This window comes from Nostoc sp. NMS8 (genome assembly GCF_017115045.1).
Lineage (GTDB): Bacteria > Cyanobacteriota > Cyanobacteriia > Cyanobacteriales > Nostocaceae > Nostoc.
In genome coordinates this window covers 87,778-112,592 of record NZ_JABXKK010000113.1, presented here as the reverse complement: position 1 = coordinate 112,592, position 24,815 = coordinate 87,778, and the positions used below count along the sequence as shown (strand labels likewise).

Genomic DNA, 24,815 nt, shown 5'->3' with positions numbered 1-24,815 from the left:
CATTTAGAGTCTATCACTTGACACGGATTAATTTAGTTATCTTTTCAACCCTTTGGTTGATAAATCCGCATTCAGATAGAAATTTTTTTATTTAATAAGCATAAGGCTTAGTCCAAGCGATTCTTAGTAATTTGTATGGCTCTACATATATGTCATTAATATCTTGTTTATGCTGATGGAAAGTGAATAATTTTTGAGGTGACAGGCGATGATGGGAAAAGCGGCTCTTATGGATGCGATCGCTGGTACAAATCGCGGTCTACTAGCGACCGAAGTACAGAAACAAGTTATCTTAGCAGCGATCGCTACTTTAGAAGACTTTAATCCTACACCCCGTCCGGTGGAAGCTAGTAATTTGCTAGATGGCAATTGGCGATTACTATACACCACTAGCAAGGCTCTTTTAAACTTAGATCGTCTACCCTTATGTAAACTTGGTCAAATCTATCAGTGTATCCGGGTAGAGACTACCAGTGTTTACAACATAGCTGAGATTTATGGCTTACCTTATTTAGAAGGATTAGTCAGCATTGCTGCTAAATTTGAGCCTGTTTCAGGTCGGCGTGTCCAAGTAAAATTTGAGCGTTCTATTATCGGTTTACAACGTTTAATAAAATACAATTCTCCGGTAACTTTTATCCAACAAATTGAAGAAGGTAGAAAATTTCCCGGAATTGATGTTGCCATAAACAGTGACAAACAGCAAGGCTGGTTAGATATCACTTATATAGATAACGACCTACGGATCGGCAGAGGTAACGAGGGAAGTGTGTTTGTCTTAACTAAAACATAAGCTTTTACAAAATAGCTCTTTGCGAATGAAAGTACACTATAACGTTTACCTTGTCAAGTAGGGTCTAATACCTTTTACAATTTTAGATGTGCTATGTGATCGGGGGAGGGGAGATAAGGAAGAAAGAATAACTAATATTCAATCCCCAGCCCCAAGTCCCCAATCCCCAGCCCCTCAATTCAGACAAATAACTTAACAAAGACTCTTGCTGCGACCTTGAGGATGTAGAGTGAAATCAATTAGCCCTCTAGATTGGCGATTGATAACTAAAAGGGAAAATAATCATGGTTCAACGTGGTTCTAAAGTACGTATTCTCCGCCCTGAATCCTACTGGTTTCAGGATCTAGGAACTGTGGCTTCCATTGACCAAAGTGGTATCAAATACCCTGTAATTGTCCGCTTTGAAAAGGTCAATTACTCTGGTATCAATACCAACAACTTTGCCCAGGATGAATTAGTCGAGGTTGAAGCACCAAAGGCTAAACCACCTAAAAAATAGCAGCAACGCTATAAGGGGGTTGTTTGATGCGATGATGAAGGGTAGTCTTAAGTCTGAAGTATGAAATCTGAAAATTTCAGTTCATTCATTCTTTGTCCTAGCCTACCCTAATCTATGAGAGCCGCCCTGCGGGTATTTACGGTTTCTTTTGGGTAGTAATACAAGCTATATACGGCTATGTAAGTTACTACCCCATCTCTTCTGCCTCGAACCCTCAAATAAATCACAATTGCCTGCTTAACTCAGCTTGAATGCCTGAACTGCCTGAAGTTGAAACAGTCCGAAGGGGTCTAAATCAATTGACCCTCAACCAAAAAATCACGGGTGGAGATGTGTTGCTCGATCGCACCATCGCCTACCCGTTTTCTGTTGGTGAGTTTGTTAACGGAATTGAAGAAAATGCGATCGCTACTTGGCATCGTCGCGGAAAATATCTCCTCGCTGAACTCTCCTCATCAACCGGCTGGCTAGGGGTTCATCTGCGAATGACCGGTCAACTACTGTGGTTACATCGAGATGAACCATTACACAAACACACGCGGGTTAGATTATTTTTTGGGGATCAGCAGGAATTACGTTTTGTCGATCAGCGTACCTTTGGTAAAATATGGTTGGTTCCGCCTGGTGTTCCTGTAGAAAGTATTATCACCGGTTTGGCAAAACTGGCAGTAGACCCATTTTCACCAGAATTTACTGTTGAATATCTAGCAAGCAAACTCAAAAACCGCCGCCGTCCGATTAAAACTGCGCTACTGGATCAATCGGTGGTGGCGGGATTAGGTAACATTTATGCTGATGAAGCGTTGTTTAAGAGCGGAATTTTACCTGAAACCTTGTGTATAGATTTGCAGCTAAAGCAAATTGGGCCTTTGCGAACAGCCATAATTCAAGTGTTAGAAACCAGCATTGAGGCTGGTGGTACAACATTTAGTAATTTTTTAAATGTTAAAGGTACTAACGGCAATTATGGTGGTGTAGCCTGGGTTTATAACCGCGCTGGAGAACCCTGTCGAGTTTGTGGTACATCAATTCAACGGATTAGGTTAGCTGGGCGATCTAGTCATTTTTGCTCCCAGTGTCAAACGCTAGGGGGAGTTAGGAGACGCGATTAATCGCTTCTGTACAGAAGTTAGGAGTTCTAATTCAGAACTCTTTTAAAATACAGGTGAAAGACGTTACAAATTTGAGAGAGGAATTCATGGCAGTAAAAAAAGGGGATATAGTTCGCGCTGTGCGCGAAAAACTAGAAAATAGTCTGGAGGCTAAAGCCAGCGATCCTCGCTTTCCTTCTTATTTGTTTGAAACCAAGGGCGAAATTGTAGACATCAAAGGTGATTACGCCCTAATTAAATTTGGGAGCGTGCCAACGCCTAATATTTGGTTACGCGTGGATCAGCTCGAAGAGTTTAAATAATCAATAAAGAATTCAGGAGTCAGAATTCAGAATTCAGCATTTATTCTGATTCCTGAATTCTTGTTGATAGAAATCGCATCTTAATTTATGTTTTCTTGCTCTAATACCAATTTAATGTGAAGTTACAGATATCTTGATCCCCCTAAATCCCCCTTAAAAAGGGGGACTTTGATAGATGTTTTTCCGGTTCCCCCCTTAAAAAGGGGGGCTAGGGGGGATCGAATTCTATGCAGCTTCATAAAGAATTGATATAACTCCCCAATCGTGTGTAATTATAGCGGTTCTCAATTGCGTGAAATACAGACCTAACCCCCAGCCCCTTCCTGCGTTCGCGCAGCGTGCTGAAGGCAGGGAAGGGGAGTGAGCATCAAAGCCTCTGAGAGAGGTCAAAATGTATTGCATCTAAACCAGAAGCGCTATATTCATGATTTGTAGAAATAGCAGCAAAAATAAAAGGCAGCGGGATTAAAACCTGCTGCCTTACTTGTTATTCCAAAATTCATCACTTTATGAAAACCAACATCACAAGATTGGTTTGGCGTTAGCGGCGAGAATCCTGATCTGCGGGATCGCCGTAGGGGTCTTCGCTGGCTGGACGGACATCACCAAACTCCCCTGTGTCTGCGGGGTCGCCGTAAGGGTCTTCGCTAGCGGGGCGAACATTGCCGTAAGACGCGATATCTGCGGGATCGCCGTAGGGGTCTTGACTGGCTGGGGTGACGTTGCCGTAAGATGCGGGATCTGCGGGATCGCCATAAGGATCTTCGCTGGCTGGACGTACATTGCGATCGCGAAATTCGGCATCTCCATCGGCTTGATCGCTGTTCGACCCCAAAAGTAAGTCTTTCGCCTTTCGGAAAAATTCATTTACCATAATCTGTCTCCTGATTTAAGTTCGTGTTTCCGACGGGCGCAATCGGCGTTATTTTCCGGGAAACCCGCTTTCTTATTTACACACGCCTCACCGATCTAGAGTGCTGGTGCTGCGGATGAAGTTATACCAGCGAGATCGCGACCTGTGGCACTCCGGTTATAGCCTTGGAATTCCCGATACTTTTGTGCTTCCGATTCTGGTACTCGAATTCCTTCTGCTGGTGGCGTTACCCAGTGAGCGCGATGTTCAGCATCACGGTAGTATACACGCCCATTCTTGGAAAGATAGTATTTACCTTGCGCTCCTTCTTGGGAAGCATTCTTGTGCTGGTTGTAGAGGTAATAAAGTCCAGCCGCTCCTGCCAAAATAGCAACTTTTTGCCCTGTAGACAAGCCCTTCTTAGCTTCGGTTTGGTTGGTGCGATCGCTCACTGTTCTACTGACGGTATCATCCACTGGTGGTGGAGCTGAAGCGTTTCTGGAACCGCCTCCACAGCTACTCAGCAAGGGCACCATTAGCAATGCTGAAAGCATCACTGCAAATAGGCGCGAAACTATTTTACGTTCTTTATATATTGTGTTCATTGGATTTCTTTCTCACCTGTATTTGCTAAAAGCCCTACTGTTGCAAAAACAAAGTTGGAATTCCTGTTATTTCGCGGGGAATTGAAACAAACATATACCACTTAATTTCAACTGCACAGCTAGAGCATTTCTCTATCATGATCGTGGATTTTCTCAAGTATTCCATCCCGCCTTTGAGAGAAGTTGCCTTCATCCGAAGGAAATATATTTTTGATTAGTCATTGGTCATTGATAAAGAGTTTTTTGGTACAGACCTCGCTCTTACGGAGGAAAAAACTTTCTTGACTTTGGACTAATTCAAACCATGCTCGATTAGTGGGCGTGGTGTCTCACGGATTAATTACTCTCGTGTTGCAGTTTGATTTTTGATGAGTCTATTTAGTCGAAGCGCCGGAATCTTCAGCAATTTCTCGGTTATTTTTTCTGCGTATATAATTTAGAAAGATACAGTTACTATGATGCTTTTTGTAAAAAAGTACACTCAATATGACATCAAAAAATACTAGCACTCGTCTTCTTTTGGCTTTGTGGGATTTGGGAGGAACGCAGCAGGAAGTTAAGAAGGGTCAACTCACTAAGCGAATTGTATCCAAAAGCCAGAAGGTAGCAGATTATCAGGGCATATTCGAGGATTTGCAGAAAGAGGGTGCGATCGCAATCTCCAAAAAGGGATATTCTCTCACATCTGGCAAGGGTTTAGAGGTATTGGGTGAAGGTTTAAGAAGTGGCGATTTTAAGTTTGAAGGGACGATAGTCGGTACTTGGGCGGCGAATGCGTTGGTGAAGTGGATTAGTCAGATTGATGTTGCGGTAGTTAGTGCAGATGTACTGGTTAATGGGAAAGGTGCGATCGCTTCTTACGACGAGTTTAAGTCAGTGGCGTTGGAAGTCTACGACAAGCTGAACTATGAGTACAACTTTAATAACCTAGTGCCAATTTATCGTATTAGAAGAGGAATTGGCGATCGCGTAAGTCGTACAGAGTTTAATGATTGGCTGCTGGAAACACAAGCTAACGATATTTTGCAACTACAGGGCGGGAGTGTAGAAGACAGCGCACCCGACAAAATTGAAGATTCGGTAGCTACAGAATTAGATGGATTACGTTGCTACGCCACACGCCTGAAACCTTAAACCTGATTTGACTCTTCACACATTAACTTCATAACACTATGACTGTCACCACATCTACCATTGATGATCTGATTCAAAATCAAAACCCTTTTGCAGGACATATTGTGGTCAGACCGCAACAAATATGGGGTAAAAGTTTTCCTGATGTTCCCTCAATTAATGCTCATGCTTCTAATGCAGTTTTTGATGCTGTTGATAAAGTCCGTAAAGGAAAACGTGAAACTGTAGGTATCACAATTACAGCAGAAAAAGGGTTAGGTAAAAGCCATATTATTAGTCGGATTCGCCACCAATTACAGACAGGGGATGCTAGCTTATTTATCTATATGAGTAAGTATGATAACTTGAATCAAATTAAATCTCTGTTTCTGCAAAGTGTCGCATCTAGTCTCAGAGCTTTTGGTAGTCAAACAGTAATGCAATGGCAGGAAATTGCAGCAGCTTTAATTAACGAAGGAAAACAGTGGGAATATACACCACAACAGTATATTAATATGTATCCAGGTTGGTTAAGCCAACACTCAACTAAGGCGATAGTTCATTTGACAGAAAGTGTTCTGAAAGCCAAGCCTGAAATAACCAACCCTTACATAGTGAAAGCAATTTTATGGACACTTTCCCCAGCCCATATTAATTATGCAAGCTATTGGTTATCAGGTTTGGAATTAGCACAATCACAAGCTGAAGAAATGGGGCTGCCAAATCCTAAAAGCGAGGATAGAGAAGCTGAAGCATTAAGCACTGTTCGTCAAATTCTAGATATAACTAGTAATTATCGAGTTCCAGTGATTTGTTTTGACGAATTAGATATTGCAGATGCTGCTGATAATGGATTTTTAGCAGCACAAGTTATTGCAAGTTTAGTTAAGGATTTATATAACAGTCTTAAGCAAGGTGTTTTACTGTTAGCAATGTATCCTCGTACCTGGGAAGACCAAATCAAGGCTTTACCAGAAGCTGAAGCAGTGATAGATAGACTAGTAAGTGAGCAAGCTGATAGACAGCCTATAAAACTAAGCTTTCTTAATTCTGATGATATTGTTGCTTTAGTGAGTCAATGGTTACAAGATTTTTATGAGGAACATCAACAAATCCCGTCTCATGCTCTTTACCCATTTGATGAAACTAACCTCAGAGAACTTGGTAAAAGTAGACCTACTGTAAGGTCAGTTTTAAAATGGTGTGCAGAAAATTTTGTACCTAATGGGCATATTATTGATGGTACTAAAAATTCAACAATAAACACTACAACTAAATGGACATCTACAACAATTCATCCGGTTAAACCTTATTTCGATAATGAGTTAGCAAATGTTGAAGGTTCTATTGATTCATTAATGGAAGAAGAAGCAACAATTACTGACGCTCTTTGGATAGCTTTCAATAGTTTAATAGGTGAAACTTTAGAGGGAGTAACAATCGAATCAATTGAAGAAGTAGAGCCTAGTGCAGCAAATAATGGCTTCATGGATTTCAAAATTATCGGCAATAAAAGAAAAGTGAGAATTGGAGTAGATGTAGTTCAACAAGACTACACGGTTATAGGTGCTGCTTTAGGACGATTAATTGATTACAGAAAATTTGACCTGACTCGCGGTTGCTTAGTGCGTTCAAAGATAATTAGTCCAAAAGCAGTATTAGCTAGAAAGCATTTGAAAATACTTTTGCAACAAAAGGGTGGAGAATGGGTAAGCTTGCAAAGCCAAGACATTAAACCTCTTCTAGCTATCTGTTTTGTTTGGTATAACAGAGAGAGTTACGAAGTTACAGAAAAACAGATATTTGATTTTATTGATCAAAAGAAACTAGCAATCAACAATCCTTTAATTCGAGAAATTATCAGCGATCCTTCTGGACAAGAACCTACTAATTTAACTGATGATGGATTACCTATTAGTATTCCTCAAAACGTTGCTACTGCCGATTACATCGAACTAAATCTATAGCTAATTAGAAATGAATCAGCAGTTTTCAATGCCAACAGCACTGTGTTTACCCGTCCCTGATATTGAAGCTTTAATACAGGGGCGAACAATTGCAGCTTTACCCAAGATGTTTATTCGTCCTGGGCAGAGATTTGCACTTTATCCTGCTGACTCTTCAGCTTCAATTAAAGCTTGGGCTAAATGTGAACTTTGCCAAATTTTAGACGAGACTAAGCCATTAGATATTTTGTCTAAATTAACAATATGGACACCAAAAGTATTAAAGGAGACACTACAAAAACAACAGTATCTTTTCTTGGCTTATTTGCGTGTCTATCAGTTACCTCAGTTACAAGAAATATTAGTAAATCCCAATATTCAGGAAAAGCTAGGAAAATTTGTTAGTTTACCTAATTCTCTAACGGTTTCTGAAGCCAACCCAGTAATAAACGATCGCACTTTCGCCCAACGCAAACACCAGTTAGAAAAGCTAGAACCCCCGCTACATCATGAATTGGAGGAATTGCAGAGTGCGATCGCATCCCTAAGCATTAGCCAGCCAGCAGCCAAACAATTAGACGACGATATCAAAGTATTTTTGGGTTGGAGTAGCGATAAACCAACCAATCCATTAGATTTAGACTTACCTTGGATTCATAAAATTGCTGAAGTTGGGAACTCTAGCGATGGACATACATTTGAAAAATTGGTTCGTAGAGGATTACTAAAATTAGGCTTTACAGGTTCAGGTTTGAATCCAGATGCAACGGGTGGCGCAGGAGGCATGGATTTTTATGCTGAACAACCTTATCCAATAGTAGGAGAGTGCAAAGCAACTAAAACTGAGAAAGTTCCTGATGGTACACCTGCACAATTACTAAAAATAGGTATGAACCATCTTGGTAAATTTCAGTATGACAATTCTATTAAATTAATTGTAGCCGCCGGAGAATTAAATTTTTACGCATTAAGAACAGCTACCGAAAATCAAATGAATGTTATTAGCCCTGAAACACTGCAAAAACTAGTTGAACTGCAAGCACACTACAAAAATTCTATCAACTTATTAGAACTAAAAGAGTGTTTGCAACAAGTTCCCTTTGGTTTAGCTGAAGATAAAATTAATACTTATATCGATAAAGTTGAACAATCTATAAGGTTGCGATCGCACATTGTTCAGCTTGTCAAAAACTATTTAGAAAACTCAGGTATAGAATTTGCTGGTGTTGAATCTCTACATGGTGCGTATTTTGGCTCACATCCGCCACAGCCAATAAAAACAGCAGAAATGCACGAAACTCTGATTGAACTTTCTTCACCATTAACAGGCTATTTGGGGCGAATTAAGGGTAGTGATTGGAAGAGCGATCGCTTTTACTTTCTCCGCGATTTACCTATGAGCTAAAGATAGCAAAATATATCTCTTTTATTACCTCTGTGTTCTCTGCATCTCTGTGGTAGCCTGCGGCAAGCCTCTCTGCGTCTACGTCAAAAATAAATGAAGTGCAGGTTGTTTTGCAGTTGATTCATTCATAAATAATTAATACTATCTATTGACTTAATTTGATTTTATGATATTCAACAAAAAGCTTAGTTCAGCCAATTCCAGGTATCGCAATCCTTCATCTTTTCCTCAGTAAATGTTATTTGTAGTGACAAACTTTACAGAAAATTTATACTGAGCCACTGTGTGACTTCATTTACATAAGATAGTAGATTTAGTACTGTCGAAGAAACACATTATACTTACTACACTGGTATTCATTAATCAAAAATATCTACCAAGTTTAAAACTTAGGTAAAATGACCCATGTATTATCAAATTTGGAATTTCTTTCTTAAAGAAGATAAATACATTTATTGGAAAGAAAAAATAAAAGTTAACAAAAATTTTGACAAACTTACATGGCAAAAACTTATTGATTTTTTGTCACTAGTAGAGCAAACTTTCCAGTTAAAAAGTCAACTAGCAGAAACCGATAGCCTTGAGCCATTTCTCAAATTAGCAACAGAAAATGGTTACAATTTAACCGCAGAAGAACTTGCCTGGTTTCTAATTACGAGAAGACAAATTTGGGATCTTTTTGATGTTGCACAAAAAACCCCATCTCTTAAAGAAGAATTGCTAATAGCTAAAGACCCACAACAGTTTGTTGATATCGCTGCCGAAAACGGCTATTATTTTTCTGTAGATGAGTTAGCTTGGCTGTTAATTGAAATCAAATCATCTTCAGATTTAGTATCTATTAACAACAGTGTTGGAGAGATTCTCACGGTCTCAAGCTACGGCAGAATTGAAATAGGATACTGGATTTGGTTGGCAGAACATTGGGGAATCGTACCACCATTTTGTCATCGGGATAAGCCAGGTACTTTTTCGTGTGAAAATAACAATAATCCTTTTTTACTCGATCGCTGTTTCTTACCCAAGAGTTACTTTAGTCAACGCCTCATGGTAACTAGTCATTAGTAATTACTTAGGACTAGCTCTTTTAAGGTGACTCGTAAAATTTCTTGTTTTTTCTGTTTTCTGTGGCTCTATGGTCAAGACGAAAGAATAATTATTGTAGAGACGGCAATTCATCGCGTCTCTTGCCTTAACCGAATAGTATTGAGAACCCAGAGAGAAGTTAATTGCAAATTACGAATTATACGATGAAGCATCCTAGACGGAAGATATATCTTCTATCTAGGATGCTTCACAATAAAAAATTGTTGCTGATACAACAATTATGGACAAAATGTGATATTTAGACTAGAGCTATCAGCTAGCAGAAACCGTCAAACTACCGGGTTTCTGAAGATCACCTTGTAAAACTACACCTCGCTGATTGGCGTGGATATGACGCAAAATCTTGTAAATTGCCTCAACTTGATCTGATGCGCCTGCTTTTTCGGCGAGTTCGTCAAGAGAAAGGGGAGTTTTTTCTTTTTGTAATACTGCTACCACTCGTGTTTGCAAATCCAGAATGGAGGCGGCAGCTTTTTTGCCAGCTTCTACTCCTGGTTGATGGTAGGCGTTGACGTTAACCAAACTAGCGTATAAACCAACAGCGCGTTCATACAACGCAATTAATGCCCCTACAGTTCGGGGATTAACTTGGGGAATCGTAACTGTAATGGAATCGCGGTGATTTTCATAAAGCGCTTGTCGGGTTCCTTGGAGAAAACCGGAAAGATAATCACCTGATGTAACTCCCGGATCTATTTCAGTAGATGGGCCCTGACGATCTTCCAACACTTCGATGAAGGTAGCAAAGAAATTCGCTACACCTTCGCGTAACTGCTGGACGTAAGCGTGTTGGTCTGTTGAGCCTTTGTTGCCATAAACGGCGATGCCTTGATGAACAACTTTGCCATCTAAGTCTTTTTCTTTGCCCAAGGATTCCATCACCAGCTGTTGCAAATAGCGGCTGAACAAAAATAAGCTGTCCTTGTAAGGTAGGACAACCATATCTTTTTCGCCCTTGCCATTGCCAGTAAAGTACCAAGACAAGGCGAGTAAGGCTGCTGGGTTGTTTTTCACATCTGGGACGCGGGTAGCGTCATCCATCTCTTTTGCACCATCTAGGATGGCACGAACATCAATCCCCTGTAATGCGGCGGGTACTAGCCCCACAGCAGACATTTCTGAGGTACGTCCTCCTACCCAGTCATACATGGGAAATCTGGCTAGCCAGCCTTCTTCTTTGGCTAGTTTATCGAGGTTGCTATCAACGCTGGTAATTGCTACCGCATATTGAGCAAACTCCAAATTGTGTCCGGCGTAGGCTTTTTTAACTTCAATCATGCCGTTGCGGGGTTCTGGTGTTCCTCCAGATTTGGAGATCACCAATACCAGAGTGCTGGCGAGGCTATTTCGCAGATGATTGAGAACGCGATCGATACCTGCGGGATCGTTGTTATCGATAAAGTGAATTTTCAGGGGCGGGAAATCAGGAGCGAGAGCTTCCGCGACGAATTGGGGGCCGAGGGCGGAACCACCAATGCCGATGGAAATAATATCCGTAAAGCGGCTTGCTCTGGGAGGATGAATAGCACCTGTTTGGACTTTTTCCGCAAAAGCTTCGATTTGTTCTAGGGTTTGGACTATTTCTTGTGTAAGTTCTGGAGTTGGCGCTAAATCAGGATTTCGCAGCCAGTAGTGTCCAACCATGCGGTTCTCATCAGGATTTGCGATCGCACCCTTCTCTAGTTGAGCCATATCCGCAAACGCCTTGTCAAACTTCGGCTGCAACGATTCCACAAAGGCATCATCGAACTGTATTCGACTTACGTCTAAGTACAATCCCAATCCCTCGTGGAAATATAACCAGTTTTGGTATCGTTGCCAAAGTGCCCTAGCATCCATAGGGAAATCTCAAATAAAGTGTTTTTCAAAAACCAGTTTAATGTAAGGTTATAGCGATCCCTGCCTAGCCTTATACAGTTTACAGTTTTCAGTGTTCCCTTAACTCCTCAGTTTAAACATCTGGCATAGGAATGACACGCAGAAATTTCACAATTTCACCCCTGATTTCTATACCAATCAGATAATTATCTAGGGTGAAGCGGTGAAAAATGCCTTCACCATCAAGCTGTCGTAGTTCTTGTAAATCACTCAACTGCCACTTTTGGGCTAACTCAATAAAAACAAAATCATGCACCCGCTCGTAGGCGGCAGGTTCTAAATTCTTCAGGTCTAGTAAAAAAGACCTTGCATAGCGCATTTCCAGACTCACTGGGCGTTACCTTCACCAAAACTTGAGGGGCCACTGGCATTAGAAAAGAAAGCGCTGCTGAATCAGAAAAACATCAACAGTCTTACCGCTTCTTCATGGGTTAAGATATCCCACGGTTGCTGCGATCGCTTAACCTGTTGTATCGCTTTGAGCATATAAAAGTCATAATATAAACCTTCCAGAACGTTCCAAATGTCTTGCAAATCGTCATCACCTAATTGCTCGATTAGATGATGCATTCTCAGTCGCAGCAAATTCATACGTCAATTATTCCCTACCAGCAAACACCAACAATAGATAGTATTCCCATAAAATTAGCTACGCTCAAGCTACGCTAAAATTTATTCGCCCGACGAGGGGGCAGAGGGGCAGGGGAGCAGGGGAGCAGGGGAGCAGGGGAGATAATTAATAACAAATGACCAATGACCAATGACAAATGACAAATGACCAAATAATTTAATATGGTTGACTATCTAATTTTCTTAGCAATTTCTACAGCACTTTTCGCTTTATTCGCACTAGGACTCAATTTACAGTGGGGTTTTACGGGGTTAATTAACTTTGGTCATATTGCTTTCATGACTCTGGGAGCATATACAACCGTATTGTTAAGCTTAAAGGGTGTACCCCTACTGATATCGGCAATAGCTGGGGCAATTGTCGCCGCTTTGTTGGGTTTGATAATTGGTTTTGCAACTCTACGCTTACGAGAAGATTATCTAGGAATTGTCACCATTGGTACGGGTGAATTAATTCGTTTGGTGGTGAATAATCAAGATTTACCTGTCGGTGACACCTGGATTTCTGGGGCGTTTGGTGTGCAAAGTTATTCCATACCCCTATCCTCAGAACCGAATTTGTTTGTCAGATTTGGGATGATTGGGTTGTTAACGCTGCTAGCTGCTGTAACTTTCTTTACGTTGTGGCGATGGATTCGTACTACCCAAATATCTCGGACTACTGATTTAGGCAAAAGGACAACTAGCAAGCAAGAATTTGCATCGCGCTTGGGTGTAGGAATTGTGTTAGCAGTTTTGGCGGCAGCAATTTATGTTTCTGGGGTAATTGGACTGTATAATTACAACCCAAAAGCAGGTTTAATGTTAGTGTTACTGCTGGTTTTAGCACTTGTATACTGGCGGTTAGAAATTTTGGTGCGATCGCCTTGGGGTAGAATTCTCAAAGCCATCCGCGAAGATGAAGAAATTCCCAAGGCACTGGGAAAAAATGTCTTTTGGTATAAATTACAATCATTAATGTTAGGGGGTGCGATCGCGGGCATCGCTGGTGCTTTCTTCGCTTGGCAACTGGGCGCTATTTACCCTGATAATTTTCAACCGCAAATTACCTTTGACACTTGGATTATGGTGATTTTAGGCGGTTCTGGGAATAATGTTGGCACAATCTTAGGTGCGGTAATTTTCTTTACTTACGATGCGCTAACGCGGGAAGTATTACCTAGAATCGTTCCCCTTGATGAAGCCCGTTTGGGTGCATTTCGGATCATGGTAATCGGATTAATTTTGATGGTACTGATGATTTGGCGTCCTCAAGGTATCTTAGGGAAAAAGGAGGAACTCACCCTTGGTAAATAACTATTCATCTCCGCTTCCCCTTTTGGTAGCCACTGGACTTTCTAAAAGCTTTGGCGGTGTCAAAGCAGTTAATGAAGCGAAAATCGAAGTTGCTAAAGGCAGCATTACGGGCTTAATTGGCCCCAATGGTGCTGGTAAAACTACTTTATTTAACTTACTCTCAAACTTCATCCGCCCCGACAAGGGACGAGTGATTTTTGACGGCGAACCGATTCACAATTTGCAACCATATCAAATCGCCCAGCAGGGTGTAATCCGCACCTTTCAGGTTGCACGGACTCTTTCGCGGTTGTCGGTGTTAGAAAATATGCTGCTGGCGGCGCAAAAGCAAACGGGTGAAAATTTTTGGCAGGTGCAGTTGCAACCGCACATTGTCGCTAAGGAAGAAAAGCAACTCCAAGAGCGAGCAATGTTTTTATTAGAATCAGTGGGCTTGGCAAAAAAAGCACACGATTATGCTGGTTGCTTGTCTGGTGGACAACGTAAGCTGCTAGAAATGGGACGGGCGCTGATGACTAATCCCAAGTTAATTTTGTTGGATGAGCCAGCCGCCGGGGTGAATCCCAGGCTGATTGATGATATTTGCGATCGCATTATCACTTGGAACCGTCAAGATGGCATGACCTTTTTGATTATCGAACACAATATGGATGTGGTTATGTCCTTGTGCGATCGCGTTTGGGTACTTGCCGAAGGACAGAATTTGGCTGATGGTACACCCTCGGAGATTCAAACTAATCCCAAAGTTCTAGAAGCTTATTTGGGCAAATAAACTCATACTCATGTTAAATGCCCAAATAATCTTGGGTAAAAGGCAAATTAGTATATGCCCAAGAAAATTAGAGAACTGAAAAGTTTATTACTGCGATCAGGGTTTACCTATAAATCGGCAAAGGGAAGTCATAGCAAATAGATACATCCAAAATTATCTAAAGCTATTATCATTGCTGGTAAAGATGGTAGCGACGCTAAACTATATTTAGAAAAGCAGGTTAATGAAGCAATAGAAGAATTAAATAAGATAGAAACCGAGGAAAAGAAGGAACCAGAAGCATGAAATATACAATATTAATTCAATGGTCAAACGAAGATGAATGTTATGTAGTTTCATTACCTGATTTCTCGGATATTATGCAGCCTTGTACTCATGGAGACACTTATGAGGAGGCTTTGAAAAATGCTCAGGAAGTCTTGGAAATGTTAATCGAATCTTACTTAGAAGATGGTCAGCCTTTACCAGATCCACAAACATTAGGTAAGTCTTTAAAAGTGGCTTGAACACAACATGAATGTGATTATGTCTTTGTGCAATCGCGTTTGGATACTTGCCGAAGGGCAAAATTTAGCTGATGGTACACCCGCAGAGATTCAAGCTAATCCCAAAGTTATAGAGGCTTATTTGGGCAAATAAAGTGCGATTGGCTTTCTGTTCCAAAACTCTCCCACGCAGGGAGAGAGGCTTTTATTCTGGCTCGGATTCGCTGCTAGGAAACGGTTTAAGGCTTAGGTTTGAGAGAAAGTTCCATACGGAGTCAAATCTTCAGTAATTTGGCTCTTGTTAAAATCGAGTTGTATATCTTCAGTGAAAAAAGCTTTTTATGTCAATGATGACAGTCAAAGATTTAGAGCAAGTTCAAACCGCTTTTACCGAAGCAGGTTTAGATCCAAGTTAATTTTGTTGGATGAACCAGCATCCGGGGTGAATCAGAGCTTTATTTTTTAATCTTCGTTATTTTCTGCAAAATTGACTTGCTCATAAAGGTCGCGCAATTCAATTTGAAAATCAACCGTTTGCAGTGATAAAGTTGCAGATTCATCTTCAAGTTCAGTAAATGACCATTGATTTTCCGCAGTTTTTACATATTGCATCACATGATACTGATATTGGTTAATTAAAATATATTCCTTGAATTCGGGAATAGAGCGATAATAAAGAAACTTATCGCCTTGGTCATAATTTTTAGTCGATTTAGATAAAACTTCAGCAATTAACATCGGATTCATAACCGTTGTTGTGCTGGTTCCCGTATAAATAGGTTTTCCCTCAATCACCATCACATCAGGATACGTATGCTGCCGATAACGGGGTATCCATAAACGTACATCACCAATATAAACATCATAATTTTTACGCCTTAAAGCAATTTTTAAGGATGCAGCTAAATTCAAAGCAATTTTATTATGATTTGTAGTGCCACCCGTCATCGGTACAATTTCTCCATCACGGTATTCGCTTTTATATTCTGCTTTTTCTTCAATTTCTAAATACTCTTCAAGTGTGTAATATATTTTTTGTGTTTCTAACTGCATACAAATACAACCTATAATTGCGCGGTTTATTCATCTTTAATACCTATGTTATACGCCAATAAACCCCATCCTCTCGCTGCATTAACTGGCAAGCAATCAACTCCCGTCGCAGGGTGGCGCAGTCAGGATGGTAGCGTTTGAGAATGTCATTTACCAGGTGTTCAGGGTAGTTGACTCCTACATCAAACTGGTTTGCTAACCATTTGAGAATTACTAGGCGCTTTTTGCGACTAGCAGGAATTTCCTTGAGGCGCTGAGTATCACCCTCGAAATAGTTTTTCAACACTTTGCTTTCCCAAGCTTCAGTATCCACATCCTCTATCAAAGATGCTATTTTTTCTGGTGTGAAAATTTCCTTACTAATGCTTTGTAAAGCCTCACTATCCAATTGATATAGACGGCTATTACCTTCAGGACGCATTGTCACCAAATTTAGCTCTTTAAGTTTCCCTAAATGATGGGATACCGTCGGTTCCTTGAGTTGCAGTAGCGCCGCCAATTCTTCGACGCTGCACTCCTGATTCGCCAAAATACCTACAATCTTCAATCGGCTATCATCCGCTAATGCCTTGAAAAAGCGCAGTAAAATGTTAAATTGCTCTGGTTGCATAACTAACTTCTAATTAGATAGGTATCTAATTAGAAGTATATCTAATTTAAAACAAAAGATCCCCAGCTTCTTTAAGAAGTCGGGGATCTTACTTGTTGTTAAATTTAACTAAATTGTTCCTCTGCATCGAGGTTGAACAGCATTTGCAGAGTTTGCATACAGCGCCGTCTAGCTTCAACATCTTGCTGCGATCGCAATTGCACCATCGGGTCATGTAAAATTTTATTGACAATTCCCCGTGTTAATGCTTCTATTATCTCTTGATGTTTGTCGGCAAATTCCGAACCCAATCTCGACAAAGCTTTTTCTAACTCTTGTTCGCGGATGGTTTCGACTTTATTTCGCAGACAGCTAATAGTGGTAACAGTTTCAAGAGAGCGCCACCAAATATCAAAGGCTTCCACTTCTTCTTCTAAAAGTCGCTCGGCTTCTTGTGCAATCTTCCGACGGCTTTCGTAGTTTTGCGCTACTACTGCCTTCAAATCATCCACATTAAACGCCTGCACGTTTTCTAATTCATTTACATCCGCATGAACATTACGCGGCACAGAAATATCAAATAACATTAAAGAGCGCTGAACTTCTAAAACCATTTCCAATTTGGCACGGTCAAGTATTGGCTCTGTTGCCGAAGTACTGGTAAATACCAAATCACTATCGGCAATTACAGTCATCATCTCCGATAGTGGATGAATATTGATCGGTTGCTGAGGGAATTGCTTTGCTAATTCTTGAGCGCGATCGCGAGAGCGATTTACAATACTAATTTGCACAGCACCCTTAGAAAGTAGGTGTTGCACGAGCAGCCGCGACATTTTACCAGCACCCAAAATTACCACTCGGCAAGCAGCTAAATTTGCCACTTTTATCTGTGCTAACTCCACAGCTGCCGAACTGATCGAGACAGCCCCAGTACCAATACTAGTTTCAGTGCGAACCCGTTTACCAGCTGTTAGCGCTTGTTTAAATAATCGATTCAAAATGGTTTTTATACCGCTATATTGCTGTCCCAGTTTGTGAGTAGTCTTCACCTGAGCCAGAATTTGACCTTCTCCGAGAACCAGACTATCTAAACCACCTGCTACCCGCATAACGTGCATCACTGCATCATCATGGAGCAACATAAACAAGTGTTGTCGCAGAGAAAGCACGGGTAATTTACTAAATTCTGCAAGAAACTGCGTTATTTCCCGGATACCTTGGTCTGCTTCACTGGTAACAATATAGATTTCTAGGCGGTTACAAGTGCTAAGAATTGCAACTTCATCAATATGGGGATAGCTGGCCAACTGAGCGATCGCATTTTCAATTTGTGATTCTGGAATGCTCAGTTTTTCCCGGACTTCTACTGGGGCTGTTTTATGGCTTAACCCCACCACTGCTATATTCATTTGCTAAATTGTAGTTACTAGTTGGTAGTTGGCAATCTGGCATTAAGTGAGAATAGGGAATGGGGAATTTTTGCTTCTTGGTTGATATTTTTTCAACCAACAATTAATTACTAACTACTAACTACTAACTACTGTAAAGGAAAAGCATTTTGGTGACTATTTTTCCGTTTTATAGAAAGATTTTTTCCTTATGCTTCGCCCCTACTTTTACCATTCCCCATTCCCTAAAAATTAGTTCAGTTGGAGAACTTTTGGTTCACCAAACAAGTGAATTGTGTCAACAAATCGAGCCGTTTTCGACTGGTTAGAAATAACCAAACTTTGAGTTCTTGCCCCGTCCTTGAAGAAACGTACACCTTGCATGAGATTACCACTGGTAATGCCGCTAGCAGCAAACAGAATAGTTTTACCAGATGCCAGTTCATGAGCATCATAGACCTTATCGGGGTCATTGATATTCATAGACTTTAAGCGATCAATGTTGGCTTCTTTGCTTTCTCCAATCAGACCTGTTTTTACTACTGCTGGATCGTAGATCAGTTGACCTTGGAAATGTCCACCCAAAGCACGCATTGCTGCTGCCGAGATTACACCTTCAGGAGCCGCACCGATACCCATCAGCGCGTGGATATTAGTTCCAGCAAAACCACAGCTGATAGCTGCACCCACATCACCATCGGAAATTAGGGCAACTCTCGCTCCAGCCTCACGAATTTCTTTAATTAAATCGTTGTGGCGTTCGCGCTTCATGACTACTACTACAAGTTCATCAATACCCCTGTCTAAAACCTCAGAGAGAATCTTCAGGTTTTCCGTGGCTGACTTGTTGATGTCTACCTTGCCCTTAGCTGCGGGAGGTGCTGCTAGCTTCTTCATGTAAAAGTCAGGAGCAGCAAATAATCCACCCTTTTCAGAAATTGCCAACACAGCCATTGAACCAGGTTGTCCATAAGCTACCAGGTTCGTACCTTCACAGGGGTCAACCGCGATATCAATTTCAATTAGTTCATCTGGGTTACAGAAACTTGCGGCATTTGGTTGGGTACAGATACCAACTTCTTCCCCGATGTATAGCATCGGTGCGTCGTCGCGTTCGCCTTCCCCGATCACGATGCGACCGCGCATGTGGATTTTATTCATCCGTTCCCGCATAGCTTCTACAGCTACCTGGTCAGCGATGTTTTTTTCGCCTTTACCCATCCACTTTGCGGATGCGATCGCGGCTTGCTCTACTACTTCAATAATCTCTAACCCAAGTGTATTTTCCACAGAGTCTGCCCTCTCAACTGCTTGAATTTGCGTCGTTTCATCTGCCTATTTCAGTTTTCAAGTCTACCAAAGGGCGGATACACGTGGAGAAAAGTTAAGTTTTACTGCTAACTGGTTACAAAAGTGCCATTTAAGACATTATTGTTTTTTACCCTTAGTACTTCAGTATAAAGCGTGTTCAAAATTAACTAAGTTAAAAACTGTTACAAATGGGTAGCAGTTATTCAGTATCTATCTTTAAGTATAAAATAATCAAGAAAAAAGCTGGTGAATGCACTAAAAACTGAAAAACGAGGTGCAGAGTTAAGAGCTTGTTAAATTAAGAGGTTAATCGTGTTTATCGACTACATCACCCTCATGTTAATTAACATGGTAGCTGGCTTATTTCTACTAGCTGACTACGTGTATCGTGGTATAGATAGTTCTAAGCAAAAACAGTGGATTCCGGGTTTTGGAATTACGGGTGCGATCGCACTTACAACTGGTTTACACATGAGCTTCACCTGGCCAGTTATCGGGAGTTTTAACATTGCCTTTGGTGAGACAAGTGTACTATTTGGAATCTTGTTTATTGCCGCTGCGATCGCCCTTGCTCAAGGTTGGGATTTATTGACAATAGCAATTTATGGCTTCTTTGCTGGTGCAGTTGCGATCGTAGTCGGTATCCGCATCATCAACTTGAATTTGACAAAGCAACCGCTTTTATCGGGAATCGGCTTTATTTTAACTGGCTTAGGTGGGATTTTTGCCGCGCCAACTCTCTATTGGAAAACCAACCGAACCTGGCGGCTAATTGGCGTAGCAGTGCTGATAGTAGCGGCTTTAATTTGGGCATTGACTGGATATTTGTCTTACTGGAATCATTTAGAGAGTTTCCAAAAGTGGGTTCCAGCGCCGATGCGGTAAGGAATGATCTAGGCTAGAGACAGAGTTAAAACCTTGCTTAAGATCAATAATGCTGGACTTTCTTAATCCCCTTTTAAATCGCCATCCAGAGCGAGTCAAAGCCAACGTCGAACTTTACACATGGCAAACTTGTCCTTACTGCATTCGTGCCAAAATACTGCTGTGGTGGAAAGGCGTAAATTTTACTGAATACAAAATCGACGGCGACGAATCAGCCAGAGCCAAAATGGCAGAACGCGCTAACGGTCGCCGTGCACTACCACAAATTTTTATTAATAACCAGCATATTGGCGGCTGCGATGACCTTTATCAACTAGACACACACAGTCAACTCGATCCCCTTTTAGCCCAAGCCGCTATTTAGACACGATAAATCGCCATCAAGACGAAAGATTATTGTAAAGACGGCGATTCATCGCGTCTCTGATTATTGTAGAGACGGCAATTCATCGCGTCTCTTGCCTTAACCGAACAGTATTGGTGATTTAGAGAGAGGTCAGAATATTAAGTTGCACATCAGGCATTGATAAGAAGATGCTAACTAAGTATACAGAATATCTTATACATCAAAAATGGATGAGTTGTGCCGTAGAATTAGCAAAAACCGCAGGTGATGCAGGTGAAATCCCTGTCGGTGCTGTTATCATTGATTCAACAGGCAAATTGCTAGCACAAGGAGAAAACAGAAAAGAGCGCGACAAAGATCCTACCGCTCATGCGGAAATTCTCGCTCTAAAGACAGCTGCAACAACTTTACAAAATTGGCATCTTAATGAATGCACCCTGTATGTAACTCTCGAACCTTGTCCGATGTGTGCAGGTGCTATTTTGCAAGCGCGTCTAGGACTTCTTGTATATGGAGTAGACGATACAAAAACTGGCGCAATTCGTACAGTTATTAACATACCCGATAGTGCTGCTTCAAATCACCGCTTACAGGTAATCGGAGGCATTCTGGAGTCAGCTTGTCGTCAACAATTACAGGCCTGGTTTGCCACTAGGCGGCGTCGGGGAAAATAACAGACAGAGGTAAAACTGTCCATCTAGTACGACACAATTCACGCAAGAGAATCTACGGTGTAACTAATCAGACTTTTCGTTAAATTTTTACCTGTCAATCAGCTGCATCCGTCATGATGGAATTTTATTCTTCATCCGATAACTGCCAGCGCACACCAGCAAATCCTAAGGTAGATAGTGCTACCTCAAGGGTTTCTCCTTGGTTAAGTCCTCTGGCACATTTATTAGGGCGTCACTGCCTATTACCATTATTCTTTGGACAAATTAGAATAACCGGACAAAAAAATATCCCCACAACTGGGCCTATCATTCTTGCGCCTACCCATCGAGCGCGTTGGGATGCTTTGCTCGTACCCTATGCTACCGCTTCTTTGAGAAAACAAGACTTGCGGTTTATGGTGACGATTGACGAATGCCAAGGTTTGCAAGGCTGGTTTGTCCGACGTTTGGGTGGGTTTCCTGTAAATTCTAAGCATCCATCAATCCGCACGCTGCGACATGGAGTCGAGCTACTTCAGCAGCAAAAAACTCTGGTAATTTTTCCAGAAGGTAACATTTTTCGTGATGGTCAAGTTCACCAGTTAAAACCAGGAATTGCTCGTCTTGCTTTGAATGCTGAATCTAGTCATTCAGGGCTGGGAGTGAAAATTATACCTATAGGCATTAATTACAGCCAACCTTATCCCAATTGGGGTACAGATGTAAGTATTGACATTGGTTCTCCAATCAAAGTAATGGATTACATGAGTGGCTGTATAAAACAAGATGCCAAAAGCATTACAGGTGATTTAGCCAAGGCACTGCAACAACTAAGTCATCAAGAAACAAAAGTTACTAATCACGCATTTGCAGAAATTACTAATTCTTAATGTCGTAAATATTACTGGTAAAAACAAAATTTTCGGAAGCGCGGACTGGAGACATCACCGAAACAGTGCTGTTAGCGGATAGCTAAGTTTAGTCCGTGCTGAGTAACGAGTGCTGAGTAATAAAAAGTTAAGAAGAATTGTAGGTTGGGTGAAGCAAAGCGTAACCCAACAAAGCTATGAAAATGTTGGGTTTCTACACAACTTAAGGTTTTTGGCGCTAACTGAACTGTATTGTACTATAGGTATCGCCGATCGCTGCGATAGAAGTTAATTGGTATACAGGGGTAATGGGAACTCTAGTAAACCGATTTTTAGTCTAAATCAGAGATACTTAGGATGTAACTTTGCTTTGTCCAAGACCAAAACAGAGTTAAGATACCCGAAGTTTCCATAACTCTTTTATCTAGTTGTCGCACTAATTGATCCCATGAACACTGCTGCCGCTGTTACCTTGATGCACCGTACTGTTTTATCAGTTATGGCAGTCCTCAGTCTGCTATCACCTGTGAATGCTCAGGTACCACAGTTACCAGGCACTACCAGCCAACCACAACCCATTGACCCCAACGATCCTAATAATCTTCGCCCCATAACCGAAAGTAATAGCCTTTTGAGTATTGCAGGAGGCGATCGCTTATTAAAAGAGGCAGAACAAGCTGTTTCTTCTCAAAACTACCCCTTAGCTGCCAAGAAACTGCAAGAAGCACGTCAGGTTTATAATCAGCTATCTAATTTTTATCAAGAGTTAAATTCTAGCTTTTCGGGAATTGACAATAGAGTTTCTGATTCTCAGCGTCAAAAAGCTCTATTAACAGCCCAAAAACGAGACGAAGCCACCTTTCAACTAGCATTGGTACATCGCGCACAAAATCAGCCAGAATTAGCTGTACCGTTGTTGATTCAAATAATTAAAAGTCAAAACCCGACGCGGGATTTAGGCAAAAAAGCCTATAAACAGTTATTTGAATTGGGTTTTGTCGATTCTCCCTATCCCAAAGAAGGTGGTAATTCATCTTCCTCATCCCAAAAAAAATAAATTAAATTTTTGTTGCCTGCTTTTCCCCATCTCCCTCATCTTTCACATCCTTCTCTCCCTGAACAGCACCCTGGAACGCCCAGTGCTAGGATAAGATTATCTGCCATTAGCTTTCCCCAGCGTTCTCAAAAATATACCTCTGAGGCGCATTTATTCCTGTCCTTGCCAAAACCTGAAATTGGCACAGGTATTTGCTCTATATCTGTTAATAATAGAAAAGTAAGTTTTTTCAGGAATTGCGATGATTAGTCCGCAGCAGGTTGAGGCAATGATCAAGGCGGAACTGCCAGACGCCCAGGTTCAGGTGCAAGACTTGACTGGTGGCGGAGACCACTATCAGGTGACAGTAGTTTCATCGCGCTTTGCAGGTAAAGGACTAGTGCAACAGCACCAGTTAATTTATGGTGCGTTGGGGCAAGCTATGTCAACTGAAGCGATTCATGCCTTGGCATTAAAAACATACACTCCTGAAGCATGGCAAGCAACAGCAAGTTCCTAAAGTTATGAGTAAGGAGTTAGGAGTTATGAATTATGAATTTTTAACCCCTCACTCCTTACTGTTCACTCCTCACTCTCTTAATGCAACATAGGAAACACAAATACCATGACGCCAGAACTCAAAGACAAAATTGATAACTTGGTAAAAGATAACAAGATTTTGGTTTTCATGAAGGGAAACAAGTTAATGCCCCAATGTGGTTTCTCCAACAACGTTGTGCAGATTCTCAATACCTTGGGAGTTCCCTTCGAGACGATTGACGTTCTATCAGACTCTGAAATCCGTCAGGGAATTAAAGAATACTCTAACTGGCCCACAATTCCCCAAGTGTATATCAATGGTGAATTCCTTGGTGGTTCTGACATCTTAATTGAACTGTACCAGAAAGGTGAATTGCAGGAAAAGGTAGAAGTCGCTATAGCTTCATAACTTCCTGTTTCCAACAAACTAGAAGGGTACTACTGAATTAGCACTTTTTAATCAAGGCAATGAACTATTTTTAATGTCCTTGAAAGGGGAAATACTATATCTCCCCTTTCAAGGTTTTTTAATAGGTTTCTGACAAAAATAGATTGACTCATTGAGATGATAATTTTTCAATTACTAACTTCCCTAAATTTCTCACTCATACTCTTGACAAAATCAGGGTATGAAATTTTGGAAGAGTTAGGGAGGATTAAGTCTTAACCCAAATGCATTTATGGTTACATCAACAATCCCCTCAGTCACATTGGCAAAACCAATATGGGGCTGAGGGGACGCGTTTAATCAATACAATATCTCCAAAATCTCACACCACAGCAACCCGTTCACCAATACAGATAATATGCTATAATCATCTGCGGTAATTAGCGGTTACTATCAATCACCAAGTAAATGGTACTTAGTAGTAATCTGGCTGTGGCTGTGGTTGCGGCACTGCAAAATTTGATCCATCGTACAAGTAGCGGCTGGCTTCCTCTTCTAGGCGATGAATCAGGAAAGGTTCAATGACATTGCTATGTCGCAGTGCGGCTAGATATCCATCCAAATACATCCGCATATCATCCGTGCGATAACCGCGATTCCATAGCTCGATGAAGGCATCGGTAAGTCTTTGGTAATAGCGGATGGTTTGTGTGTCTTGGAGCATAACTGCTGTATTAATCTCTTTGGAATGAGAATTGTAAATGATTCACGCTCGAAAGTGAACTGTAATTTCACTTTGGCATCAACTCAAAGTCAACACATCTACTTTGGGTAGCACCCTCGTAGCAGCTACAAGCTACTTTAATCCTATTCCAGAAAACATCGATTCTAGTTAGCTGCTAAGTTATTTTTCTAATTTTCACGATCAACAGCCCAATTGTATTGATGTTATATTCC

28 protein-coding genes and 2 pseudogenes are annotated in these 24,815 nt (G+C 41.1%); 20 read left to right on the top strand and 10 right to left on the bottom strand.

Translation table 11 applies throughout. The features are described 5' to 3' along the window. Positions 1-208: 208 nt before the first annotated feature. The 4 genes from HWQ39_RS30535 (at position 209) to HWQ39_RS30520 (ending at position 2,707) form a co-directional block, all read left to right on the top strand. Positions 209-793: a PAP/fibrillin family protein gene (locus HWQ39_RS30535; protein ID WP_292853692.1), complete on the top strand. Its 585-nt coding sequence runs from the start codon at positions 209-211 to the stop codon at positions 791-793. A 284-nt stretch (positions 794-1,077) separates the two neighbouring features. Beyond that, positions 1,078-1,293, top strand: a complete 216-nt coding sequence (locus HWQ39_RS30530) for a photosystem I reaction center subunit IV (RefSeq protein WP_069073932.1) — start codon at positions 1,078-1,080, stop codon at positions 1,291-1,293. A gap of 251 nt (positions 1,294-1,544) precedes the next feature. After that, on the top strand, positions 1,545-2,405 hold the full coding sequence (locus HWQ39_RS30525; protein WP_292853690.1) for a DNA-formamidopyrimidine glycosylase: 861 nt from the start codon (positions 1,545-1,547) through the stop codon (positions 2,403-2,405). 86 nt (positions 2,406-2,491) lie between these two features. After that, entirely contained in the window at positions 2,492-2,707 is a 216-nt protein-coding gene (locus tag HWQ39_RS30520) for an NAD(P)H-quinone oxidoreductase subunit O (protein ID WP_292853688.1), read from the top strand. Positions 2,708-3,248: 541 nt separating this feature from the next. Here HWQ39_RS30520 and HWQ39_RS30515 read toward each other — a convergent pair. Next, positions 3,249-3,581, bottom strand: coding sequence for a translation initiation factor (locus tag HWQ39_RS30515; RefSeq protein ID WP_292853686.1), 333 nt, complete (start codon positions 3,579-3,581; stop codon positions 3,249-3,251). A 95-nt stretch (positions 3,582-3,676) separates the two neighbouring features. Continuing rightward, positions 3,677-4,165 (bottom strand): hypothetical protein, encoded by a 489-nt coding sequence (locus HWQ39_RS30510; RefSeq protein WP_292853685.1) that lies wholly within the window; start codon positions 4,163-4,165, stop codon positions 3,677-3,679. A gap of 486 nt (positions 4,166-4,651) precedes the next feature. On the opposite strand from HWQ39_RS30510, the gene HWQ39_RS30505 reads away from it, so the two are divergent. The 4 genes from HWQ39_RS30505 to HWQ39_RS30490 all read left to right on the top strand — a co-directional run bounded on the left by HWQ39_RS30505 (position 4,652) and on the right by HWQ39_RS30490 (position 9,694). Beyond that, positions 4,652-5,299: a hypothetical protein gene (locus HWQ39_RS30505; protein WP_292853683.1), complete on the top strand. Its 648-nt coding sequence runs from the start codon at positions 4,652-4,654 to the stop codon at positions 5,297-5,299. Between the two features lie 38 nt (positions 5,300-5,337). Next, on the top strand, positions 5,338-7,245 hold the full coding sequence (locus HWQ39_RS30500; protein WP_292853681.1) for a hypothetical protein: 1,908 nt from the start codon (positions 5,338-5,340) through the stop codon (positions 7,243-7,245). Positions 7,246-7,255: 10 nt separating this feature from the next. Next, positions 7,256-8,629: a DUF1802 family protein gene (locus HWQ39_RS30495; protein WP_292853679.1), complete on the top strand. Its 1,374-nt coding sequence runs from the start codon at positions 7,256-7,258 to the stop codon at positions 8,627-8,629. A gap of 405 nt (positions 8,630-9,034) precedes the next feature. Then, the gene (locus HWQ39_RS30490; RefSeq protein WP_292853677.1) at positions 9,035-9,694 is read left to right on the top strand and encodes a Nif11-like leader peptide family natural product precursor; all 660 of its coding nucleotides are present in this window, start codon (positions 9,035-9,037) and stop codon (positions 9,692-9,694) included. 294 nt (positions 9,695-9,988) lie between these two features. Here HWQ39_RS30490 and HWQ39_RS30485 read toward each other — a convergent pair whose 3' ends face one another. From HWQ39_RS30485 to HWQ39_RS30475, 3 genes are all read right to left on the bottom strand, one after another. Continuing rightward, positions 9,989-11,575, bottom strand: coding sequence for a glucose-6-phosphate isomerase (locus tag HWQ39_RS30485; RefSeq protein WP_292853675.1), 1,587 nt, complete (start codon positions 11,573-11,575; stop codon positions 9,989-9,991). A 112-nt stretch (positions 11,576-11,687) separates the two neighbouring features. Further along, a complete protein-coding gene (locus HWQ39_RS30480; RefSeq protein ID WP_292853673.1) occupies positions 11,688-11,945 on the bottom strand; it encodes a cytotoxic translational repressor of toxin-antitoxin stability system in 258 nt (85 codons plus the stop codon). 62 nt (positions 11,946-12,007) lie between these two features. After that, on the bottom strand, positions 12,008-12,205 hold the full coding sequence (locus tag HWQ39_RS30475; protein ID WP_179067621.1) for a hypothetical protein: 198 nt from the start codon (positions 12,203-12,205) through the stop codon (positions 12,008-12,010). A 201-nt stretch (positions 12,206-12,406) separates the two neighbouring features. On the opposite strand from HWQ39_RS30475, the gene HWQ39_RS30470 reads away from it, so the two are divergent. The 5 genes and pseudogenes from HWQ39_RS30470 to HWQ39_RS30450 form a co-directional block, all read left to right on the top strand. Further along, complete coding sequence (locus tag HWQ39_RS30470) at positions 12,407-13,540, top strand: branched-chain amino acid ABC transporter permease (RefSeq protein ID WP_292853671.1); 1,134 nt, start codon at positions 12,407-12,409, stop codon at positions 13,538-13,540. Further along, positions 13,530-14,312, top strand: a complete 783-nt coding sequence (locus tag HWQ39_RS30465) for an ABC transporter ATP-binding protein (RefSeq protein ID WP_292853669.1) — start codon at positions 13,530-13,532, stop codon at positions 14,310-14,312. Before HWQ39_RS30470 ends, HWQ39_RS30465 begins: the two co-directional genes overlap by 11 nt. A gap of 54 nt (positions 14,313-14,366) precedes the next feature. Further along, positions 14,367-14,597, top strand: a pseudogene (locus HWQ39_RS30460) (type II toxin-antitoxin system HicA family toxin). Beyond that, positions 14,594-14,818: a type II toxin-antitoxin system HicB family antitoxin gene (locus HWQ39_RS30455; protein ID WP_292853668.1), complete on the top strand. Its 225-nt coding sequence runs from the start codon at positions 14,594-14,596 to the stop codon at positions 14,816-14,818. The pseudogene HWQ39_RS30460 and the gene HWQ39_RS30455 overlap by 4 nt, the downstream one beginning before the upstream one ends. Beyond that, positions 14,817-14,951, top strand: a pseudogene (locus HWQ39_RS30450) (ABC transporter ATP-binding protein); the annotation flags it as partial. The gene HWQ39_RS30455 and the pseudogene HWQ39_RS30450, both read left to right, overlap by 2 nt. Positions 14,952-15,259: 308 nt before the next feature. Here HWQ39_RS30450 and HWQ39_RS30445 read toward each other — a convergent pair. The 4 genes from HWQ39_RS30445 to glpX all read right to left on the bottom strand — a co-directional run bounded on the left by HWQ39_RS30445 (position 15,260) and on the right by glpX (position 19,120). Further along, positions 15,260-15,850: a Uma2 family endonuclease gene (locus HWQ39_RS30445; protein ID WP_292853667.1), complete on the bottom strand. Its 591-nt coding sequence runs from the start codon at positions 15,848-15,850 to the stop codon at positions 15,260-15,262. 43 nt (positions 15,851-15,893) lie between these two features. Then, positions 15,894-16,460 carry a metalloregulator ArsR/SmtB family transcription factor gene (locus tag HWQ39_RS30440; RefSeq protein WP_292853665.1) on the bottom strand — a complete coding sequence of 189 codons (567 nt, stop codon included), beginning with the start codon at positions 16,458-16,460 and terminating at the stop codon, positions 15,894-15,896. 104 nt (positions 16,461-16,564) lie between these two features. Next, the gene (locus tag HWQ39_RS30435) at positions 16,565-17,851 is read right to left on the bottom strand and encodes a glutamyl-tRNA reductase (RefSeq protein WP_292853663.1); all 1,287 of its coding nucleotides are present in this window, start codon (positions 17,849-17,851) and stop codon (positions 16,565-16,567) included. Between the two features lie 231 nt (positions 17,852-18,082). After that, a complete protein-coding gene (glpX, locus tag HWQ39_RS30430) occupies positions 18,083-19,120 on the bottom strand; it encodes a class II fructose-bisphosphatase (RefSeq protein WP_292853661.1) in 1,038 nt (345 codons plus the stop codon). A 333-nt stretch (positions 19,121-19,453) separates the two neighbouring features. Between glpX and HWQ39_RS30425 the strand changes: the two genes are divergently transcribed. From HWQ39_RS30425 to grxD, 7 genes are all read left to right on the top strand, one after another. Then, positions 19,454-20,026, top strand: a complete 573-nt coding sequence (locus HWQ39_RS30425) for a DUF981 family protein (RefSeq protein WP_292853659.1) — start codon at positions 19,454-19,456, stop codon at positions 20,024-20,026. 49 nt (positions 20,027-20,075) lie between these two features. Further along, a complete protein-coding gene (gene grxC, locus HWQ39_RS30420; RefSeq protein ID WP_292853657.1) occupies positions 20,076-20,390 on the top strand; it encodes a glutaredoxin 3 in 315 nt (104 codons plus the stop codon). Between the two features lie 170 nt (positions 20,391-20,560). Further along, positions 20,561-21,046: a tRNA adenosine(34) deaminase TadA gene (gene tadA / locus HWQ39_RS30415; RefSeq protein WP_292853655.1), complete on the top strand. Its 486-nt coding sequence runs from the start codon at positions 20,561-20,563 to the stop codon at positions 21,044-21,046. A 113-nt stretch (positions 21,047-21,159) separates the two neighbouring features. Then, positions 21,160-21,915 (top strand): 1-acyl-sn-glycerol-3-phosphate acyltransferase, encoded by a 756-nt coding sequence (locus tag HWQ39_RS30410; protein ID WP_292853653.1) that lies wholly within the window; start codon positions 21,160-21,162, stop codon positions 21,913-21,915. Between the two features lie 427 nt (positions 21,916-22,342). Then, the gene (locus HWQ39_RS30405) at positions 22,343-22,951 is read left to right on the top strand and encodes a hypothetical protein (protein WP_292853651.1); all 609 of its coding nucleotides are present in this window, start codon (positions 22,343-22,345) and stop codon (positions 22,949-22,951) included. Between the two features lie 241 nt (positions 22,952-23,192). Continuing rightward, positions 23,193-23,450, top strand: coding sequence for a BolA family protein (locus HWQ39_RS30400; RefSeq protein WP_179067608.1), 258 nt, complete (start codon positions 23,193-23,195; stop codon positions 23,448-23,450). A 105-nt stretch (positions 23,451-23,555) separates the two neighbouring features. Beyond that, the gene (gene grxD / locus HWQ39_RS30395) at positions 23,556-23,879 is read left to right on the top strand and encodes a Grx4 family monothiol glutaredoxin (RefSeq protein ID WP_292853648.1); all 324 of its coding nucleotides are present in this window, start codon (positions 23,556-23,558) and stop codon (positions 23,877-23,879) included. Between the two features lie 454 nt (positions 23,880-24,333). Here the strand turns inward: grxD and HWQ39_RS30390 are convergent, their stop codons facing one another. Then, positions 24,334-24,582 carry a DUF6761 family protein gene (locus HWQ39_RS30390; RefSeq protein ID WP_292743052.1) on the bottom strand — a complete coding sequence of 83 codons (249 nt, stop codon included), beginning with the start codon at positions 24,580-24,582 and terminating at the stop codon, positions 24,334-24,336. Positions 24,583-24,815 lie beyond the last annotated feature (233 nt).

What these genes read in the sequence shown, in the direction of transcription:
- HWQ39_RS30535 (WP_292853692.1), top strand. Translation starts at nt 209, where the DNA reads ATGATGGGAAAAGCGGCTCTTATGGATGCGATCGCTGGTACAAATCGC.
- HWQ39_RS30530 (WP_069073932.1), top strand. Translation starts at nt 1,078, where the DNA reads ATGGTTCAACGTGGTTCTAAAGTACGTATTCTCCGCCCTGAATCCTAC.
- HWQ39_RS30525 (WP_292853690.1), top strand. Translation starts at nt 1,545, where the DNA reads ATGCCTGAACTGCCTGAAGTTGAAACAGTCCGAAGGGGTCTAAATCAA.
- HWQ39_RS30520 (WP_292853688.1), top strand. Translation starts at nt 2,492, where the DNA reads ATGGCAGTAAAAAAAGGGGATATAGTTCGCGCTGTGCGCGAAAAACTA.
- HWQ39_RS30515 (WP_292853686.1), bottom strand. Translation starts at nt 3,581, where the DNA reads ATGGTAAATGAATTTTTCCGAAAGGCGAAAGACTTACTTTTGGGGTCG.
- HWQ39_RS30510 (WP_292853685.1), bottom strand. Translation starts at nt 4,165, where the DNA reads ATGAACACAATATATAAAGAACGTAAAATAGTTTCGCGCCTATTTGCA.
- HWQ39_RS30505 (WP_292853683.1), top strand. Translation starts at nt 4,652, where the DNA reads ATGACATCAAAAAATACTAGCACTCGTCTTCTTTTGGCTTTGTGGGAT.
- HWQ39_RS30500 (WP_292853681.1), top strand. Translation starts at nt 5,338, where the DNA reads ATGACTGTCACCACATCTACCATTGATGATCTGATTCAAAATCAAAAC.
- HWQ39_RS30495 (WP_292853679.1), top strand. Translation starts at nt 7,256, where the DNA reads ATGAATCAGCAGTTTTCAATGCCAACAGCACTGTGTTTACCCGTCCCT.
- HWQ39_RS30490 (WP_292853677.1), top strand. Translation starts at nt 9,035, where the DNA reads ATGTATTATCAAATTTGGAATTTCTTTCTTAAAGAAGATAAATACATT.
- HWQ39_RS30485 (WP_292853675.1), bottom strand. Translation starts at nt 11,575, where the DNA reads ATGGATGCTAGGGCACTTTGGCAACGATACCAAAACTGGTTATATTTC.
- HWQ39_RS30475 (WP_179067621.1), bottom strand. Translation starts at nt 12,205, where the DNA reads ATGAATTTGCTGCGACTGAGAATGCATCATCTAATCGAGCAATTAGGT.
- HWQ39_RS30470 (WP_292853671.1), top strand. Translation starts at nt 12,407, where the DNA reads ATGGTTGACTATCTAATTTTCTTAGCAATTTCTACAGCACTTTTCGCT.
- HWQ39_RS30455 (WP_292853668.1), top strand. Translation starts at nt 14,594, where the DNA reads ATGAAATATACAATATTAATTCAATGGTCAAACGAAGATGAATGTTAT.
- HWQ39_RS30445 (WP_292853667.1), bottom strand. Translation starts at nt 15,850, where the DNA reads ATGCAGTTAGAAACACAAAAAATATATTACACACTTGAAGAGTATTTA.
- HWQ39_RS30440 (WP_292853665.1), bottom strand. Translation starts at nt 16,460, where the DNA reads ATGCAACCAGAGCAATTTAACATTTTACTGCGCTTTTTCAAGGCATTA.
- HWQ39_RS30435 (WP_292853663.1), bottom strand. Translation starts at nt 17,851, where the DNA reads ATGAATATAGCAGTGGTGGGGTTAAGCCATAAAACAGCCCCAGTAGAA.
- grxC (WP_292853657.1), top strand. Translation starts at nt 20,076, where the DNA reads ATGCTGGACTTTCTTAATCCCCTTTTAAATCGCCATCCAGAGCGAGTC.
- tadA (WP_292853655.1), top strand. Translation starts at nt 20,561, where the DNA reads ATGCTAACTAAGTATACAGAATATCTTATACATCAAAAATGGATGAGT.
- HWQ39_RS30410 (WP_292853653.1), top strand. Translation starts at nt 21,160, where the DNA reads ATGATGGAATTTTATTCTTCATCCGATAACTGCCAGCGCACACCAGCA.
- HWQ39_RS30405 (WP_292853651.1), top strand. Translation starts at nt 22,343, where the DNA reads ATGAACACTGCTGCCGCTGTTACCTTGATGCACCGTACTGTTTTATCA.
- HWQ39_RS30400 (WP_179067608.1), top strand. Translation starts at nt 23,193, where the DNA reads ATGATTAGTCCGCAGCAGGTTGAGGCAATGATCAAGGCGGAACTGCCA.
- grxD (WP_292853648.1), top strand. Translation starts at nt 23,556, where the DNA reads ATGACGCCAGAACTCAAAGACAAAATTGATAACTTGGTAAAAGATAAC.
- HWQ39_RS30390 (WP_292743052.1), bottom strand. Translation starts at nt 24,582, where the DNA reads ATGCTCCAAGACACACAAACCATCCGCTATTACCAAAGACTTACCGAT.